The organism is Streptomyces sp. NPDC039423, from assembly GCF_055598725.1.
Genome location: NZ_JBVKAH010000005.1, coordinates 412403 through 429703 on the forward strand (window position 1 = coordinate 412403; position 17301 = coordinate 429703).

12 protein-coding genes and 3 pseudogenes are annotated in these 17301 nt (G+C 72.0%); 6 read left to right on the forward strand and 9 right to left on the reverse strand.

The annotated features are described in order from the left end of the window. Positions 1-2: 2 nt before the first annotated feature. From ACZ7LK_RS19230 to ACZ7LK_RS19255, 6 genes and pseudogenes are all read right to left on the reverse strand, one after another. The gene (locus ACZ7LK_RS19230; RefSeq protein ID WP_392274236.1) at positions 3-554 is read right to left on the reverse strand and encodes a DUF1697 domain-containing protein; all 552 of its coding nucleotides are present in this window, start codon (positions 552-554) and stop codon (positions 3-5) included. A gap of 73 nt (positions 555-627) precedes the next feature. Next, positions 628-1827, reverse strand: coding sequence for a S8 family peptidase (locus tag ACZ7LK_RS19235; protein ID WP_392274237.1), 1200 nt, complete (start codon positions 1825-1827; stop codon positions 628-630). Between the two features lie 256 nt (positions 1828-2083). Then, a pseudogene (gene mgt, locus ACZ7LK_RS19240) lies at positions 2084-3335 on the reverse strand (macrolide-inactivating glycosyltransferase). 20 nt (positions 3336-3355) lie between these two features. Then, positions 3356-4711 (reverse strand): ABC transporter substrate-binding protein, encoded by a 1356-nt coding sequence (locus tag ACZ7LK_RS19245; protein ID WP_392274238.1) that lies wholly within the window; start codon positions 4709-4711, stop codon positions 3356-3358. Continuing rightward, the gene (locus ACZ7LK_RS19250) at positions 4711-5574 is read right to left on the reverse strand and encodes a carbohydrate ABC transporter permease (RefSeq protein WP_469465080.1); all 864 of its coding nucleotides are present in this window, start codon (positions 5572-5574) and stop codon (positions 4711-4713) included. Before ACZ7LK_RS19250 ends, ACZ7LK_RS19245 begins: the two co-directional genes overlap by 1 nt. Further along, complete coding sequence (locus ACZ7LK_RS19255; RefSeq protein WP_471142055.1) at positions 5571-6506, reverse strand: carbohydrate ABC transporter permease; 936 nt, start codon at positions 6504-6506, stop codon at positions 5571-5573. The genes ACZ7LK_RS19250 and ACZ7LK_RS19255 overlap by 4 nt, the downstream gene beginning before the upstream one ends. Positions 6507-6637: 131 nt before the next feature. Here ACZ7LK_RS19255 and ACZ7LK_RS19260 point away from each other — a divergent pair, with 131 nt between their 5' ends. Beyond that, a complete protein-coding gene (locus ACZ7LK_RS19260) occupies positions 6638-7489 on the forward strand; it encodes a phosphotransferase enzyme family protein (protein ID WP_471142057.1) in 852 nt (283 codons plus the stop codon). Between the two features lie 118 nt (positions 7490-7607). On the opposite strand, the gene ACZ7LK_RS19265 is transcribed toward ACZ7LK_RS19260, so the two are convergent. Both ACZ7LK_RS19265 and ACZ7LK_RS19270 read right to left on the reverse strand, forming a co-directional pair. Then, positions 7608-8330: an exonuclease domain-containing protein gene (locus tag ACZ7LK_RS19265; protein ID WP_471142060.1), complete on the reverse strand. Its 723-nt coding sequence runs from the start codon at positions 8328-8330 to the stop codon at positions 7608-7610. Between the two features lie 105 nt (positions 8331-8435). After that, positions 8436-9677 carry an SAV2148 family HEPN domain-containing protein gene (locus ACZ7LK_RS19270; RefSeq protein ID WP_392274242.1) on the reverse strand — a complete coding sequence of 414 codons (1242 nt, stop codon included), beginning with the start codon at positions 9675-9677 and terminating at the stop codon, positions 8436-8438. Positions 9678-10155: 478 nt separating this feature from the next. On the opposite strand from ACZ7LK_RS19270, the gene glgX reads away from it, so the two are divergent. The 5 genes and pseudogenes from glgX (at position 10156) to ACZ7LK_RS19295 (ending at position 16737) form a co-directional block, all read left to right on the forward strand. Next, positions 10156-12279: a glycogen debranching protein GlgX gene (gene glgX / locus ACZ7LK_RS19275; protein ID WP_392274243.1), complete on the forward strand. Its 2124-nt coding sequence runs from the start codon at positions 10156-10158 to the stop codon at positions 12277-12279. Positions 12280-12394: 115 nt separating this feature from the next. Continuing rightward, on the forward strand, positions 12395-14740 hold the full coding sequence (gene treY / locus ACZ7LK_RS19280; RefSeq protein ID WP_471142064.1) for a malto-oligosyltrehalose synthase: 2346 nt from the start codon (positions 12395-12397) through the stop codon (positions 14738-14740). 22 nt (positions 14741-14762) lie between these two features. Next, positions 14763-15091: pseudogene (locus ACZ7LK_RS19285) on the forward strand (transposase); the annotation flags it as partial. Between the two features lie 188 nt (positions 15092-15279). Continuing rightward, positions 15280-15456: a helix-turn-helix domain-containing protein gene (locus ACZ7LK_RS19290; RefSeq protein ID WP_392274245.1), complete on the forward strand. Its 177-nt coding sequence runs from the start codon at positions 15280-15282 to the stop codon at positions 15454-15456. Beyond that, a pseudogene (locus ACZ7LK_RS19295) lies at positions 15453-16737 on the forward strand (tyrosine-type recombinase/integrase). The gene ACZ7LK_RS19290 and the pseudogene ACZ7LK_RS19295 overlap by 4 nt, the downstream one beginning before the upstream one ends. A gap of 108 nt (positions 16738-16845) precedes the next feature. Here the strand turns inward: ACZ7LK_RS19295 and ACZ7LK_RS19300 are convergent. Further along, positions 16846-17283 (reverse strand): DUF4259 domain-containing protein, encoded by a 438-nt coding sequence (locus ACZ7LK_RS19300; protein ID WP_392274246.1) that lies wholly within the window; start codon positions 17281-17283, stop codon positions 16846-16848. Positions 17284-17301: the final 18 nt, after the last annotated feature.

Below are 17301 nucleotides of genomic sequence, written 5' to 3' on the forward strand. Positions count from 1 at the left end.
GCTCAGTCGCGGGTCAGCTCCACCAGCTTGACGACCGTGTTCCAGTTGCGGGTGGTGGTGGTGACGCCCTTGAGCAGGGCGGGCCGGGCGAGTGCCTCGGCGAGCTTGGAGCGGCCCAGCCCCTCGGGGGCGTACAGGTACAGGGCCCGGTCGCCGAGCCGGAACTCCTCGGGGAGGAACGCCGCGTGGTCCAGGCCCGCGAACCGGTCGGCGGTGACGGGGCCGGAGAAGTAGGTGACGTGGAGCTGCCTGCCCTCCAGCTCGGCGGCGGGAAAGGGGCACTCCTCGGCGACGGCGCGCAGATAGGGGCCGCCGCGGACCAGGCAGTCGACGGTGAAGCCGAAGTGCTCCTCGAGCGCCGCCCCGAGTTCGGCGGCCAGGGTGTCCTCGTCGGCGCCGGACGCGCTGGTGAAGGCCGCGTTGCCGCTCTGGAGGTAGGTGGTGACGTCGGTGTGTCCCAGTCCGGCCAGCAGGGTGCGCAGCTCGGCCATGGGGACCTTCTTGTGGCCGCTGACATTGATCCCGCGCAGCAGGGCGGCGTACCTCGTCGTCATGGTGACAGGATAGGCGGCCGCCGTGCCCCGTGGGGGAGGGCACGGCGGCCGCCGGTCGGGTTGCCGGGGGCGGTTACTCCACTATCTTGAGCAGCTTGTTCGCGGTGCCCTGGGTGGCGTTGGAGATCTTGTCGGGCGTGGCGCCGTCGGTGAGGGCCTTGGCGACCTGCTCCGGGGTGGCGTCCTTGTGGCCCGCCAGGTAGACGGCGGCGGCGCCGACCACGTGGGGCGTCGCCATGGACGTGCCGGAGATGGTCTTGGTGCCCTCGTCGCTGTCGTTCCACGCCGAGGTGATGTCGGAGCCGGGGGCGTAGATGTCGACGACCGAGCCGAAGTTGGAGAAGTCGGACTGCTGGTCGTCCTTGGTGGAGGAGGCCACGGTGATGGCCTCCGGGACGCGTGCCGGGGAGCCCTGTCCGGCGTCGGCCGACTCGTTGCCGGCGGCGACACCGAAGGTGACGCCGGAGGCGATGGCCTTGCTGACGGCCTCGTCGAGGGCCGGGTCGGCGCCGCCGCCCAGGCTCATGTTGGCGACGGACGGGCCCTGGTGGTTCTTGGTGACCCAGTCGATGCCCGCGACGACCTGCTCGGTGGTGCCGGAGCCGTTGTCGTCGAGCACGCGGACGGCGACGATCTTCGCCTTCTTGGCGATGCCGTGCGAGGCGCCGGCGATGGTGCCGGCGACGTGGGTGCCGTGGCCGTTGCCGTCGTTGGCGTCGTTGTCGTTGTCGACGGCGTCGAACCCGGAGACGGCACGGCCCTCGAAGTCCTTGTGCCCGATACGTACGCCGGTGTCGATGACGTACGCGGTCACGCCCTCACCCGCGCCGTCGGGGTAGGTGTACTTGCTGTCGCCGGCGGTGTCGGCCTGGTCGACGCGGTCGAGACCCCAGGACGGCGGGTTCTCCTGGGTGGCGTTGACGCTGAACTTCTTGTTCTGGACGACCTTGGCGACGGCCGGGTCGGCCGCGAGGCGCTTGGCCTCGGTCTGGGTGAGGCCGCTGGCCGAGAAGCCGTTGACGGCCGAGCTGTAGCTGCGCTTGAGCGTGCCGCCGTACTCCTGGGCCAGCTTCGCCTTGTCCGCCTTCTCGTCCAGCAGCACGATGTAGCTGCCGGAGACGGCGCCTTCGGCGCCGAGGCCGTAGACGGTTCCCTCGGCGGGAGCGGGGGCGGCGGTGGTGCCCGCGTGGGCCGTGCCGAAGGCGGTGAGGCCGACGACGACGGCGGTGGCGGCGGCGATCCTGACTCCACGGGCGCGCTTGAGAGTTGCCATGAAGAGCGGACTCCTCGTCATCAAATTGTGTGGGGGGTTGGCCTCCGGACGGGAAGTCTTCCGGGGGCTGTTCGAAACCCTGGTCGATTGATGAGCGCAGATCAAGGCCTTCACATAGTCATGACTTACTCAACAAACTTCCTTAATAACAAATCACCCAGGCGGGAAGGATCACGGCAACCCGGCGTGGCACGACCCAAATGGCCATGCCCCGTGACGTTCCGCGGCGCGGGGAACCGGAGGGGTGAGGGGCGCCCTACCGCCTGGTCCGGTTCCCGGCCTGGAGCTCCGCCTCGATGAGATCGGCGGCCCGCCGCGCACCGCCCTCGGCCGCCATGCCCCGCCTGATCTCCTCGGCGCGCCGGGCCACTTCGGGGTCGTCCACGAGGTCCAGGACGGCCGCCCGCAGGGCGTCGGCGGTGGCGTCGGCCATGGGGAGGTGGCGGGCGACGCCGAGGGAGGCCAGCGTGTCGGCGTTGCCGAACTGGTCGACGGCCTGCGGGACGGCGACCATCGGCGTCCCGGTGGCGAGCCCCTCCTGGCTGCCGCCGGCGCCCGCGTGCGTGAGGAACGCGTCGGCCTGCCGGAGCACCGAGAGCTGCGGCACCCAGGGGTGGACCTCGATGTTGCCGGGCAGCGCGCCCAGTTCGGCGGGGTCGACGTGCGCGCCGATCTGGAGCACGACGTGCCAGCCGGGCAGACCCCCGAACGCCTGGACGCAACGGCGGTAGAACTCGGGCTGTTTGGTGAAGGCGGAGCCCAGCGAGACGAGCAGCACCTTCCCGGCGCCGGCCGGCCGCCGCCACTCCCCCTGCTCGGCGCGGGCGCCCTGGCAGGCACCGACGAAGGTGAAGACCGACTCGTCGACGCGGTCGGCATGGGGCTGGAGGACCCTGGGGATGAGGACGAGGGCCTTGCGGGGGCGGGCGACCAGCCGGTCGGGGTGGGTGTCGACGCCGTTCGCGGTCAGCCACTCCGTGAAGCGCGCGTAGTACGCCTTGCCGCGCTCGGACGCCTTGAGGCCGGCGAACATCGGCTCGGCGACCTCCTCCTCGTACCCCTCCCAGGGAACGAGGTTGGGCCACAGGGAGACGGCGGGGACGCCCCAGCGGTGGGCGAGGACGGGCGCCGGGTAGGCCGTGATGTCGTGGAGGACGAGGTCGGGCTCGTCGCCCTCGAACGCCCCGGCGAGCTGGGGCAGTGCCTGGACGGCGTCGTCCAGGAACGGTTCGAGGTTGTCGATCAGCTCCGTCCCCCATGCCTCCGGGTCCTCGTCGGTGGGCAGCGTGGAGGTGTAGACGACGGGCTTCGCGCCGGTGGCGGCGACCTGGTCCGCGAAGGAGGCGGGGATCGCGTAGCTGACGCGGTGGCCACGGGCGACCAGTTCACGGATCACTTCGAGACTCGGGTAGACGTGCCCGTGGGCGGCTATGGAGAACATGGCGATGTGGGCACGCTCGGTGGAGGTCATACCGGCGAGGATATGCGAGACGAGACGTCTCGTCCAGTCAAAAGGGAGGATCCCTTCTCAGCGCTGGTAGCGCGCCAGCACCAGGTTGCCGTCCCCGACCAGACGCTCCTTCAGTTCGGCGGCGTCGATGGCGCCGCTGTAGTACTCCTGGTAGGCAGGGGTGGCGACCTTGTCCTTCCACTCCGGGTAGCCCCGCACCGACTGGGCCGGCGCCGGGCGAAGGGCCCCGGCCAGCGCGGTCCCGGTCGCCCAGCCGTCCTCCGCGGTGCGCAGCGACGGGTCCTTCAGCGCCTCCGTGCCGGTCGGCAGCATCCAGTCGCCCCGCGCGAGGCGCACCATGTTGGGCGGCTGGAGGAGGAAGTCGATGAACCGGGCGGCTTCCTCCTTGTGCGGGCTGTCCTGGGCGATCGACAGGGTCTGCGGGCTCACCCCCTGGGCCAGGCCGCCGTCGCCCGCGGGCGCGGGCAGCACGGTCCACTCGAACCCCTCCGGCGCCTGCCGGGCGATCTGCTGACGGTAGGAGAAGCCGAGCGGGACCATCGCGTACATGCCGCCGAAGAACCCGGGGAGCGTGTCGGAGCCGCCCATGCCGAGCGTGCTGCGCGGCGCGCTGCGGTCGGTGTTGACCTGGGCGTGGACGATGCCGGGCACGACCGAGTCGGCGCCGGTGAAACGGACTTCGGCCCTGCCGTCCCCGCCCCGGTGGAAGAGCCGTCCGCCCGCGGACAGGCCGAGGTTCAGGGAGACGGAGACCGGTTCCTTCAGCGGCCAGGCGACGGCGTACCTCCCCTCCCCCATCGTCGCCGTCAGCTCCCGCGCGACCTGGCGGAACTCGGGCCAGGTCCACGGCTTCCGGGGGGTGGGGACGCGCACCCCGGAGGACCGGAGGATCTTCGCGTTGGCCATGATGACCCGCGGTTCCTGGAGGAACGGCACCCCGTAGACGCCCTCGCCGAAGGTGGTCGTCGCCCAGCTCGCCGCCGGGATGGCGGCCTTGAGCCGCTCGGGCAGCCAGGGGCGCAGGTCGGCGAGGTAGCCCCCGTACGCGAAGTCGGCGAGGTCGTCGGAGGCATCGTGGATGACGTCGGGCGCCTCACCGCCCTCGAAGGAGGTCAGAAGCTGGTCGTGGACGCTGTCCCAGCTTCCCTGGACGTACTCCACCCGGACGTCGGGGTGGGCGGCGTTCCACTCGGCGACGAGTTCCTTGTTGGCGTCGACCGACTCCTTCTGCCAGGCCAGGGACTGGAAGCGCAGCACGGTCCGCGCCCCGCCCCGGCCGTCGCCGTCGCCGGTGGAGCAGCCGGCCAGCAGCAGGGCGAGGGCGGCGGCCACGGCGGCGTACCGCCGTGCGACGCGCGCGCGGGTGAGCGCCCCGGAGGGAAACCGAGCCCCCGACAAGGCCCGCCGGGCCATCAGGACTTCACCGCCCCGGACAGCATGCCGCCGGTGATCCGCTTCTGGATCACCGCGAACACGACGAGGGAGGGCAGCGTGGCCAGGAACGCGGCGGCGGCGAGGGGGCCGAGGTCGGCGACGCCCTCGGCGCCGAGGAAGTGGGTGAGGACGACCGGCAAGGTCTGCTTCTCCGGGGTCTTGAGGAGGACGAGCGCGAAGAAGAACTCGTTCCACGCGGTGACGAAGGCGAACAGGCCGGTGGCGACGATGCCCGGCGCGAGCAGCGGCGCGGTGACGGAGACGAGCGTGCGGACCCGGCCCGCCCCGTCGACCGCGGCGGCCTCCTCCAGCTCCGCCGGCACGGCCCGTACGTACCCGGTCAGCATCCACAGCGCGAACGGCAGCGACCACACCACGTACACCAGGACCAAGCCGCCCAGGGTGTTGATCAGGTGCAGGTTCTTCAGGACCAGGAACAGCGGGATGATCACCAGGACGAACGGGAACGCCTGGCTGACGACGACCCAGCCCGTGGCGGCGGCCGCGAGCCGGCCGCGGTTGCGGGCCATCACGTAGGCCATGGGCGTGGCGACGGCGACGGCGATCAGGGCGGCGCCGAGCGCGGCCGCCAGGCTGTTGGCACCGGCCCGGAGGAGGGGCTGTTCGCCGAACGCCTGCCGGAAGTTGGCGAGGGTGGGGTCGTCGGGGAGCCAGGTGGGGTGCAGGGAGCCGAGCTCCCGGGCCGGTTTGAAGGCGGTGGAGACCAGCCACAGGAAGGGCAGCGCCAGGAAGACCAGGTACGCGAGGAGCGCGAGGTACTGGCCGGCCCGCGCGGGGCCACGGGTGCGGAGGCCGCTCGTTCCACCCCTGTCGGTGTTCATTCCTCCCCTTTCAGCCGGCTCACCAGATGGACGGCGAGGAGTACGGAGACGACGGCGACCAGGACGCAGCCCATCGCGGCGGCGTAGCCGAACTGCCCGTAGCGGAACGCCTCCTCGTACGCGAACAGCATCGGCAGGCGGGTACGGCCGCCGGGCCCGCCGCCCGTGAGCACGTACACCAGGGCGAAGGAGTTGAGGTTCCAGATCAGGTTGAGCGCCGTGATGGCGAGGGCGACCGGCTTGAGGGCGGGCCAGGTGACCGTACGGAACCGGCGCCAGGCGCCGGCGCCGTCCAGGGCCGCGGCCTCGTGGAGCTCCCGCGGGGTGTTCTGGAGCCCGGCGAGCAGCGCCACCGTGGTCTGGGGCATGCCGGCCCAGACGCCCACCAGGACCACGGCGGGCAGCGCGGTGGCCAGGCCGCTGAGCCAGTCCCGTCCGTCGCCGAGCCCCAGGTCGCGGAGGGTCTCGTTGAGGATGCCCGCGTCCGAGTGGTAGAAGAGCCGCCACATGATGCCGACGACCACCTCGGGCATCGCCCACGGAACGATCGCGAGGGCTCGCGCCAGCCGGCGGAACCGGAGGTTCTGGTCAAGCAGCAGGGCGAGCCCGAGCGCCAGCAGGAACTGGGGCACGGTGACGCCCACCGCCCACAGCAGACCGATCCGGAACGACTCCCAGAACAGGGTGTCGTACAGCAGGTCCTGGAAGTTGAGCGTGCCGACCCACTGGGTGGCCCGGGTGCGCCCGGACTGGGCGTCGGTGAAGGCCAGGACGAGTCCGTAGAGCAGCGGGCCGACACTGAGCAGCAGGATGGGGATCAGCGCGGGCAGGACGAGGAACCAGGCCCCGTGGTCCTTCGGCCGGGGCTCGGGCCGCCGTGCCGGTCCTCCGGCTCTCCCGCCGGGCCGCTCCGTCGCCCTCACCAGTGTCACGGACAGTCCCCTCGGTGGAGTCGGGCCGGCCTGGCCGTCATCGTCCTGACGGGCCGTCGGTTCGTCAAGGCGGCCCGCGCGGATGCGAGACTTGCCGCCGGATCGGCACGGGTACGGGAGGGACGGACGTGATGGACGAGGTGCGGGCGCGGGAGGTGCTGGCCGCCGCCGGGCTGGACGGCGGGGCGGAGTTGCTGGCGCTGGGCGAGAACGCCGTGTTCGCCGTCGGTGACCTGGTGGTGAAGATCGGCCGGGACGCGGAGTTGCTGGAGCGGGCCGGACGGGAGGTGGCCGTGGCCTCCTGGCTGGCCGGGGCCGGTGTGCCGGCGGTCCGGGCGGCCGAGCCGGAGGCCCGGCTGGTGGCGGGGCACCCGGTCACCCTCTGGCACCGGCTGCCCGCCGCCGTGCGCCCGCCGGAGCCCCGCGACCTCGCCCCGCTGCTGCGCCGGGTCCACGCGCTGGGCGCGCCGCCGTTCCCGCTGCCGCCCCGTGACCTGCTGGGCGGGGTGGAGCGCTGGCTGCGGCTCGCGGGTGACGCGATCGACCCGGAGGACGCCGCGTTCCTGCGCGAGCGCCGGGACGGGTTCGCCGGGGCGGCGGCCGCGCTGACGCCGCGTCTGGCCCCGGGCCCCATCCACGGCGACGCGCTGCCGCGCAATGTGCACATCGGCCCGGACGGTCCGGTCCTGGTCGACCTGGAGACCTTCTCGGCCGATCTGCGCGAGCACGACCTGGTGGTCCTCGCGCTGGCCCGGGACCGCTACGGCCTGGACCCGGCGGCCCATGACGCGTTCACCGAGGCGTACGGCTGGGACGTGCGCGACTGGGAGGGCTGCGGGGTGCTGCGGGGCGCCCGGGAGACGGCGAGCTGCGCCTGGGTGGCCCAGCACGCCCCGTCGAACCCCGGGGCCCTGGCCGAGTTCCGCCGCCGGGTGGCGTCGCTGCGCACCGGTGACACGGAGGTCCGCTGGTACCCGTTCTGACCCGCACGGCCCGGCACGCACGGGCTGGGTCTCCACTCCGGGCCCGGGCGCTGCCCCCGGCTCCTTCGCCGGGCCGGCCCGCCCGGCGCGCCGGTCGTCCCGCCGGACCCGGCCCGGGTCAGCCGGCCGCCGGGGCGAGCTCCCGCAGCGGCCAGGCCGGGTCTATGACGGCGTCGGGGGTGCCCTTGCGACGCAGGAAGGACTGGAAGTCCTCCGCCCACCGGGCGTACCACCCCACCTGCCGCTGGTGCAGCTCCACCGGGGTGAGCGCCGCCACCGAGGCGTGCCGCTCCGCTATCGCGCGGGCCACCAGGACGGCGGCCAGCGCGTCGGCGGCCGCCTGGTGGGCGCCGTCGAGCACCACGCCGTACTCGGCGCAGACCGCCTCCAGGTTCCGCTTGCCCCGGCGGTACCGGTCGACGGCGCGGTCGATGGTGTAGGGGTCGACGACGGGGCCGACCGGCGCGCCGCCCAGCCTCTCCCCGAGGTCCGGCAGTCCGTGCCGCCGCAACTCGGCGGTCAGCAGGGTGAGGTCGAACCCGGCGTTGTACGCCACGACCGGCACGCCGCGCCTCCAGTACCCGACGAGGGTGTCGGCGAGCTCGTCGGCGACCTCGCGGACCGGCCTGCCCTCCGCCACGGCCCGCTCGTTGGTGATGCCGTGGATGGCCGAGGCCTGGGCGGGGATCCTGATGCCGGGGTCGGCCAGCCACTCGCCGCGCGCCAGCGCCTCCCCGCCCCGCACCTCGACCACCGCGGCCGTCACGATGCGCGCTTCGAGCGGCTCCGTGCCGGTCGTCTCCAGATCGAAGCCGACGAGCGTCTCCCCGTGCCAGCCCATGCTGCTCCTCCTCGCGATGCCGTGGTGCGCCCCCCTGCGGTGCACTCCCCCTCGTGGGTCCTCACCCTCCCACGCGCCACTGACAACGCCGCTCGGCTCCCGCTCTCACGACACCGGACGGGAGTCGGCCCAGACCGACTCGAACTCCTCGCGGTAGGTCGCGAAGAGCCCGTGCTCGCTCTCCGCGCCGGACGTGACGACCGCTCGTCTGGCACCGCGCAGCACCAGCACCGGTGCCTCCATGCCGCGCGCCCGGCGCAGGTAGGACTGGACGACGCCCACCCCGTCCGGCCCGTCGCCGTCGACGAGGTAGGCGGTGAAGCGCGGCGTCTCGTCGAAGACCTGGATCTGGAAGGCGCCCGGGTCGCGCAGCCTGGAGCGCACCCGCCGCATGTGGAGGATGTTCATCTCCACCGAGCGGCTGAGCTCGCCCTTCTTGATGCCCAGTTCCCTCTCGCGCCGTTTCACGGCGCTGCTCGCCGGGTTGAGGAACAGCAGGCGTATGCGGCAGCCGGACTCGGCGAGCCGCACCAGCCGCCGTCCGGAGAAGTTCTGCACGAGGAGGTTCAGGCCTATGCCGATCGCGTCGAGGCGCCGCGCCCCGCCGAACAGGTCCTCGGCGGGCAGTTGCCGCTGGAGCCGCACGCGGTCGGGGTGGACGGAGACGACGTCCGCGTACCGGTCCCCGACGAGGTCCTCCACCGCGTCGACCGGCAGCCGGTGCGCGGACGGGGCGCCGGCGCCGCCGCCGAGGATCTCCAGCAGCCGGGCGGAGGCCCGCTCGGACTGGTCGAGCACGGTGCGCGACAGGGCCCGGTTGCGGGAGACGACGTTGCGGGTGACCTCCAGCTCGTCCAGGGCCAGCTCCACCTCGCGCCGATCGTCGAAGTACGGCTCGAAGCACGGCCAGTGCTGGACCATCAGCTCACGGAGCTGGGGCAGGGTGAGGAAGCTGAGCACGTTGTCGTCGGCCGGGTCCAGGAGGTAGCCCTTGCGGCGCGAGACCTCGCGGACGGCGACGGCGCGCTGCACCCACTCCTGGCCGGCGGGTCCGGCCGCCGCCACCACCCAGTCGTCGCCGTGGACCGGCTCGTAGACGGGCCGCAGTACGGCTGCCACCACGGCACGCAGCCGCTGTTCGACCAGATTCAGCCAGATATAGGCGCGTCCGGCGCGCTGGGCGCGGGTCCGCACCTCGCTCCAGGCCTCCGCGCCCCAGTCCAGTTCCGCTCCGATCTCCATCGGCCGGGCGAGTGAGACCGCGCCGGGCGGGACATCAGCGGGGTCTGCGGAGTTCCCCTCATGACCTGAGTCACCTGGGGGCAGCTCCAGCCCTCCCGAGCTCACCCGCGCACCGCCTTCTGCTCCTGGACACCCGTCTCCAACGATCAAGGAAGGGTACTCCGCGAGCGGGAGGCGGTGCAGCCCGATGCACGGGCTCCTTCGTCAACGGCCATGATTTTCGGGCGCGTTCCCCGGCCGGGGACGTCCCGGAGTGAGCGGATTCATAATGGTCGGACCGGCGCCCCCGGCCCGGTCGCCCGGCCGTGGGGGCCCTCGCCCCCACCGGGGCGGGCCCGCCCCGGTGGGGGCGACGCCGGGGAACGCCACGTTGACCCGGGGGCCGGGTGGCGCCGGCCCGGGCCGGGTGGTGTGCTGATCGGACGAATCCGGCCCAGGGGTCGATTTCCGGCCAGGTCGCCCGTTCCCTCCCCCGGTCACCCGGTAGGACCGGCCGAAGTCCTAGGACGTCGTCCCACTTTCGGGGAGGATTCTGGCTCAAGTGACCCCCATCAGCCGGATCAGAAGTGGAAGAGTCTTATCTATGCAGGTCTGGCCGGGACAGGCGTATCCCCTCGGCGCCACGTACGACGGCGCCGGTACCAACTTCGCGGTCTTCTCGGAGGCCGCCGACCGAATCGAGCTGTGTCTGCTCCACGACGACGGCTCGGAGACCGCGGTGGAGCTGCGCGAGACCGACGCGTTCGTCCGGCACGCGTACCTGCCCGGCGTGATGCCGGGCCAGCGGTACGGGTTCCGGGTCCACGGACCGTACGCGCCGGACCAGGGACAGCGCTGCAACTCCGCGAAGCTGCTGCTCGATCCGTACGCGCGGGCGGTCGCCGGCGCCGTCGACTGGGGCGAGGCGGTGTACGGCTACCACTTCGGCAAGCCGGACTCCCGCAACGACCTCGACTCGGCGCCGCACACGATGACGTCCGTCGTCGTCAACCCGTACTTCGACTGGGGCGACGACCGCCCGCCGCGCACCGACTACCACCGGACGGTGATCTACGAGGCGCATGTCAAGGGGCTGACCATGCTCCATCCGGCCCTGCCGGAGGAGCTGCGCGGCACGTACGCGGGACTCGCCCACCCCGCGGTGATCGAGCACCTGACCGAACTGGGGGTCACGGCGCTCGAATTGATGCCGGTGCACCAGTTCGTCAACGACCACCGGCTGGTGGACGCCGGGATGGCCAACTACTGGGGCTACAACACCATCGGGTTCTTCGCCCCGCACAACGCGTACGCCTCCTGGGGCGACCGCGGCCAGCAGGTGCTGGAGTTCAAGTCCGCGGTGCGCGCGCTGCACCAGGCGGGCATCGAGGTCATCCTGGACGTGGTCTACAACCACACGGCCGAGGGCAACCACCTGGGCCCGACGCTCTCCTTCCGGGGCCTGGACAACCCCTCGTACTACCGGCTCATGGAGGACGACCCCCGGTACTACATGGACACCACCGGCACCGGCAACTCGCTGCTGATGCGCTCGCCGCACGTCCTCCAGCTCATCATGGACTCACTGCGGTACTGGGTCACGGAGATGCACGTCGACGGGTTCCGGTTCGACCTGGCCGCCACCCTGGCACGCCAGTTCCACGAGGTGGACCGGCTGTCGTCGTTCTTCGACCTGGTGCAGCAGGACCCGGTGGTCAGCCAGGTCAAGCTGATCGCCGAGCCGTGGGACGTCGGCGAGGGCGGCTACCAGGTGGGCAACTTCCCGCCACTGTGGACGGAGTGGAACGGCAAGTACCGCGACACGGTCCGCGACCTGTGGCGCGGCGAGCCGCGCACGCTCGCCGAGTTCGCGTCCCGGCTGACCGGTTCCTCGGACCTGTACCAGGACGACGGCCGGCGGCCGCTGGCCTCCGTCAACTTCGTGACCTGCCACGACGGCTTCACGCTGCGCGACCTGGTGTCGTACAACGAGAAGCACAACGAGGCGAACGGCGAGGGCAACCGGGACGGCGAGAGCCACAACCGCTCCTGGAACTGCGGCGCCGAGGGTGAGACCGACGACGAGCCGATCGGGGAGCTGCGGCTGCGCCAGATGCGCAACTTCATCGCCACCCTGATGCTGTCGCAGGGCGTGCCGATGCTGAGCCACGGCGACGAGTTCGGCCGTACGCAGGGCGGCAACAACAACGCGTACTGCCAGGACAACGAGGTCGCGTGGGTGCACTGGCCGGACGAGGACTCCGAGGCGGCCCGGTCGCTGCTGGAGTTCACCCGTTCGATGGTCTGGCTGCGGCGTGACCACGCGGTCTTCCGACGGCGGCGCTTCTTCCACGGCCGTCCGGTGGAGGGCACCCACGACGAGCTCTCGGACATCAATTGGTTCACCCCCGAGGGTGAGGAGATGACCGCCCAGGACTGGCAGGTCGCGCACGCCAAGGCCCTGTCGGTGTTCCTGAACGGCAGCGCGATCTCCGAGCCCGGACCTCGCGGGGAGCGGATCGCGGACGACTCGTTCCTGCTGATGTTCAATGCCAGCGCCGAGGAGCTGGAGTTCGTGGTGCCGGTCAACCACGGCCGCCAGTGGCAGGTGGTGGTCGACACGGCCCTGCCGCAAGGGGTCGAGCCGGGGCAGGGCGCGAAGGTCGCCGCCGGTGACCGTCTCACCCTGATCGGACGCAGTCTGACCGTGCTGCGGCGCCCCGCCTGAGAGGGTGGTTCGCGGCCCGTCGGGGACGGGCCGCGAACCGGGCGGAACGTGGCGTCGGGCGTAAATCGCATCACCGGATGACACATGAGCCGCCCGAGCGGGTACGTACGTTCGCATGACGCCCAACTCGACCTACCGGCTCCAGATCCAGCCGGACTTCCCCTTCGCCGCCGCCGGGGAAGCGGTGCCGTACCTCGCCTCGCTCGGGGTCTCGCACCTGCACCTGTCGCCGGTCCTGGAGGCGGTCCCCGGCTCGACCCACGGGTACGACGTCACCGACCACGGCCGGGTGCGCGAGGAGCTGGGCGGCGAGGCCGGTCTGCGGGCCCTCGCCCGCACCGCCCGGGCGCACGGCCTGGGCCTGGTGGTGGACCTCGTTCCCAACCACATGGCGGCCTCCCCGCGCCACAACCGGGCCCTGTGGGAGGTGCTGCGGGAGGGCCCCTCCTCCCCGTACGCCCGCTGGTTCGACATCGACTGGGCCGCCGGCGGCGGGAAGCTGCTGCTGCCGGTGCTGCCGGGCCGGATCGGTGACGAGCTGGAGCGGCTGGAGGTCGCGGACGGCCGGCTGCGCCACGGCGAGCAGGAGTTCCCGCTGCGGCCCGGCACGGAGGGGCTGGCGCTGCCGGAGCTGCTGGACGCCCAGTGGTACCGGCTGGGCTGGTGGCGGCTGGCCCGTACGGAGCTGAACTACCGGCGGTTCTTCACCATCTCCGACCTGATCGGGGTGCGGGTGGAGGACCCGGAGGTGTTCGAGGCCACCCATGCCAAGATCGTCGAGCTGGTGCGGGACGGCGTGGTCGACGGGCTGCGCATCGACCACCCGGACGGGCTCGCGGACCCCGAGGCGTACCTCCACGAGCTCCGGCGGGCGACGGGCGGGGACTGCTGGATCGTGGTCGAGAAGATCCTCACCGGCGAGGAGCACCTGCCCGGCGGCTGGCCGGTCGCCGGCACGACCGGCTACGACGCCCTGCGGCGGGTCGACGGGCTCTTCGTGGACGAGGCGGGCGCGGCGGAGCTGGCGGAGCACTACCGGCGCTTCGCGAACCCCGCCGGGGACCGGGGCGGCCACTGGGAGGCGACCGAGCGCCGGGCTGCGTACAAGGTGGTGACGCACGAGCTGGCCTCGGAGGTCGCCCACCTCACCCGGACGGCGGCGGCCGTCTGCGCGACCGCTCCGGCGCTGCGGGACCACGCCCCGTGGGCGCTGCGCGCGGCGGTGCGGGAGCTGCTGATCCGGGTGCCGGTCTACCGGCCGTACGGGACGGACGCGGTGGACGTCCTGACCGAGGAGGCGGCCCGGGAGGCCCGGGAGACGTTCACGGTCCCCGAGGAGGCGGCGGCCGTCGACGTGGTCCGGGACCTGGCGCTGGGCCGGCTCGGGGACGGGCCGGAGCAGCGGGCGTTCCGGATCCGGTTCGCGCAGACGTCGTCGGCGCTGCGCGCCAAGTCCGTCGAGGACACGGCGTTCTACCGGTACACGCCGCTGGTCTCGGCGAACGAGGTGGGCGGCGACCCGGGCAGGCCGGCGGTGGGCCCAGCGGAGTTCCACGCGTACTGCGAGCGCCTGGCCCGGGACTGGCCGGCCACCGGGACGGTGCTGTCCACGCACGACACCAAGCGCAGCGCCGACGTGCGGGCCCGGATCGCGGTGCTGTCGGAGTGCCCGCAACGGTGGGTGAAGCTGCTGGACGACGTGGCGCGGACGCCCGCGCCGGACGGTCAGGTGGCGTGGGCGGCCTGGCAGACGGCGCTCGGCTTCGGGTACCCGTACGGGGACCGGCTGGCCCCCGCGCTGCTGAAGGCGGTACGGGAGGCGGGGCTGCACACAAGCTGGACGGAGCCGGACCCGGCCTACGAGCAGGCGGTGCTGGACTTCGTGGACGCGGGCCCCGCCGGGCCGGGCCTGTACACGGTGTCGCTGCTGGCCCGCGAACTGGACCCGCACGTCCGGGCGAACGTCCTGGGCGCGGCGCTGCTGCACCTCACCATGCCGGGCGTCCCGGACCTGTACCAGGAGACGGAGCGGGTGTACCTGGCGCTGGTCGACCCGGACAACCGGCGGCCGTTCCGGGAGGGGCCGCCGGACGAGAAGACCACCGTCACGCGCGCGGCGCTGCGGCTGCGGCAGCGCCACCCGGACGTGTTCGGGCCGTCGGGGACGTACCGGCCGCTGACGGCGAGCGGCCCGGCGGCCGGGCACTGCGTGGCCTTCGCCCGGTCGGACGAGGCGGTCACGGCGGTCACCCGGCTGTCGCTGCGCCTCGCGGAGGGCGGCGGCTGGGGGGACACGTCCCTGACGCTGCCGGAGGGGCGGTGGTTCGACGCGGTGGACACGGGGAGGGAGTTCCCCGGCGGCGGGCCGGTGCCCCTGGCGGACCTGTTCGCGACCCGGCCGGTGGCCCTGCTCTCGCGCCGCCCCGTGCCGGAGGACGGCGCCCGCGAGGACACGACCTAGGTCGTGTCCTGAAAGTCGGTCGATCGTTGGTTTGTTCGTGGTGCGTCGTCATGTACTGACCGATGAGTCGTGGGCAGTGATCGAGCCGTTGCTGACTCCGCCACGGATGGGCAGACCGGTGCCGGACCGCCGCCAGGTCGTCAACGGCATCCTGGGGAAGCTGTCCACCGGGGCGGCCTGGCTGGACCCGCCGGCACGGTACGGGCCCTGGAAGAGACGGTCTACGAACGCTTCCGCCGCTGGTCGGCCGACGGCAGCTGGGAACGGCTCCTGGCCCACGTCCAGCAGCACTGCGATGCCGTCGGCGCCGTCGACTGGACGATCGCTTCCGCGGCCACTTCTCCACCAAGACCCGCGCCTACTCCACCACCCTCGGCGCGCTCCGGGCCGCCTGGCACCGCCGCCACACCCCTCCAACCTCCCCGACCACCTCGTCGCCGCCCGCTGGGCCTACGACGGCACCGGTCTCACCCCCGACCTCGAACGCCTCGCCGCACTCATCGGTGGCGGCCCGACACGCGAACAGGAGGTAGCGACTCGTGCGTGACGACGAACTCCTCACCGTTCCCGAGGCCATGGCCCTCCTCAAGATCGGCCGCTCCGCCCTCTACGACCTGATGCGCACCCGCCGCCTGGCCTCGCTGACCATCGGCCGCGTCCCCGCCCACGCCCTCGCTGACTACGTCCAGCCCCACCTGGAAGAGGCCGCCCGATGACCGCTCCCAAGCGCAAGGAGGCCCGCGCCAACGGCGAAGGCACCCACTACAGCGCAAGGACGGCCGCTGGGAAGCCGCCGGCTACGTCCTCGCCGCCAATGGCACCCGCAAACGCGTCCGGGTCTACGACACCACCCGTAGGAACGCGGCCGACTAACTCGCCGAGAAGATCGCCGACAGCAACCGCGGCCTGCCCGCCGCCACCGCAGACAGCACCGTTGGCGAGTACCTCACCCATTGGCTGGGCAGCGTCGCCGTCCACCGGCTCCGCGAGAACACCCACACCCGATACGCCGCCTGCGTCCGCCTCCACCTCATCCCGGCCTCGGCCTCGGCCTCGGCCTCGGCACCAAGAAGATCGCTTGCCTCACGGCTAAGGACGTCCGCACCTTCCTCGACCGGCTCCGCACCACCTGCCGGTGCTGCACCCAGGGCCTGGACACCGAACGGAAGAAGTGCTGCGCGGTCGGCGAGTGCTGCAAGAAGCGGCTGTCCGCCTTGACCGTTACTTACGTGCACTCGGTACTCAAGTCGGCACTGGAACACGCCGTCCGCGAAGAGGAGCTGCCCCGCAACGTCGCCCGCAATGTCAAGACCACGACGCACCAGCCCAGACGCTTCCATCCGCTCACTGCGGCAGAGGCCCGTCAGTTCCTCGACGCGGCCCTCGCCGACCGGCTCCACGCCCTGTACGAACTCGCCCTGCGCACCGGACTGCGCAAGGGCGAACTCCTCGGCCTCCCTGGGAAGACCTCGACCTCAACGCCGGAACAGCCAGCATCCGCCGCTCGCTCCAGAGCACCCGCACCGGCGGCCTCACCCACCTGCCCACCAAGCCCCGGGCATCCGAACGCCGTATCGCGCTCCCAACCGAATGCCTCCCCTCCCTTAAGAAGCACCAGGAGCGCCAGGACAAGGAGCGAGAGACAGCAGGATCGGACTGGAGCGACAGCGGGCTCGTATTCACCACGCCCACAGGACGGCCTCTCGACCCGGCCAACCTCACCCGCCGCTTCCGCAACTTCCATCAAACCGGGCCGGACTTCGACGCATCCGCTTCCACGACCTCCGCCACTCGACCGCCTCCCTGCTCCTCGAACAGGGCGTCGACCTCGTCGTCATCAAAGACCTGTTGGTCACGCCCACATCGGCGTAACCGCCGGCGTTTACGCCCACGTGAGACTCCGACTCCAACGACAAGCCATCGACACCCTCGGCAACACCCTCAGCGGCCAGGACGAAGACCTCGACGACCCACCCGTCGCAGCTGTCGTCCACTGACGTTGCCGTCAGCGTTGCCGTCAAACCGCTGAGGAGCCCCACCGAATCCCGCGCCTCGGTGGGGCTCCTCGCATGCAGCCGACCCTCAGGTCGATATCGGCCAGCGGACTACGTAGATTCGCCTTCGCTGACGTAGCGCAGGACAGATCTCAAACTGTCGATTGCAGCCTGAGCCTCTTCCCTCTCGCCAGCGTCAACCCAGCTCCTCCAGAACCAGCCGTCTGCGGGCAATGTCACTTCCAGCGCCTGAATCGCAGACGAGGCGAGGGCGGGCATAATCGGCTTCGCCAGCCATTCCGTAATACTCGGGTATTCCTCGTTCCAGGCCAATGCGCGCCCGGCCGGAATATTGGCCGCAACCACAGTGGCAGCAGCCATGACTTCCTCAGGCAGCACAGAGGAATTGGACCCACCTCCTGCCCCGATGGCAGAGCGGAAGGTTTTCTCGACGACTGCCAGCCGCTGCGATACAGACTTTTCTTCCAGCTCATCGAGGTAGTCCTCGGCCGTGTCGCTGTCGAGCGGGCCTGATCCCCAGGTTCCCATCACAAACTCCAGTCGAGA

What these genes read in the sequence shown, in the direction of transcription:
- ACZ7LK_RS19230 (WP_392274236.1), bottom strand. Translation starts at nt 554, where the DNA reads ATGACGACGAGGTACGCCGCCCTGCTGCGCGGGATCAATGTCAGCGGC.
- ACZ7LK_RS19300 (WP_392274246.1), bottom strand. Translation starts at nt 17,283, where the DNA reads ATGGGAACCTGGGGATCAGGCCCGCTCGACAGCGACACGGCCGAGGAC.
- ACZ7LK_RS19265 (WP_471142060.1), bottom strand. Translation starts at nt 8,330, where the DNA reads ATGGGCTGGCACGGGGAGACGCTCGTCGGCTTCGATCTGGAGACGACC.
- treY (WP_471142064.1), top strand. Translation starts at nt 12,395, where the DNA reads ATGACGCCCAACTCGACCTACCGGCTCCAGATCCAGCCGGACTTCCCC.
- ACZ7LK_RS19235 (WP_392274237.1), bottom strand. Translation starts at nt 1,827, where the DNA reads ATGGCAACTCTCAAGCGCGCCCGTGGAGTCAGGATCGCCGCCGCCACC.
- ACZ7LK_RS19250 (WP_469465080.1), bottom strand. Translation starts at nt 5,574, where the DNA reads ATGAACACCGACAGGGGTGGAACGAGCGGCCTCCGCACCCGTGGCCCC.
- glgX (WP_392274243.1), top strand. Translation starts at nt 10,156, where the DNA reads ATGCAGGTCTGGCCGGGACAGGCGTATCCCCTCGGCGCCACGTACGAC.
- ACZ7LK_RS19245 (WP_392274238.1), bottom strand. Translation starts at nt 4,711, where the DNA reads ATGGCCCGGCGGGCCTTGTCGGGGGCTCGGTTTCCCTCCGGGGCGCTC.
- ACZ7LK_RS19260 (WP_471142057.1), top strand. Translation starts at nt 6,638, where the DNA reads ATGGACGAGGTGCGGGCGCGGGAGGTGCTGGCCGCCGCCGGGCTGGAC.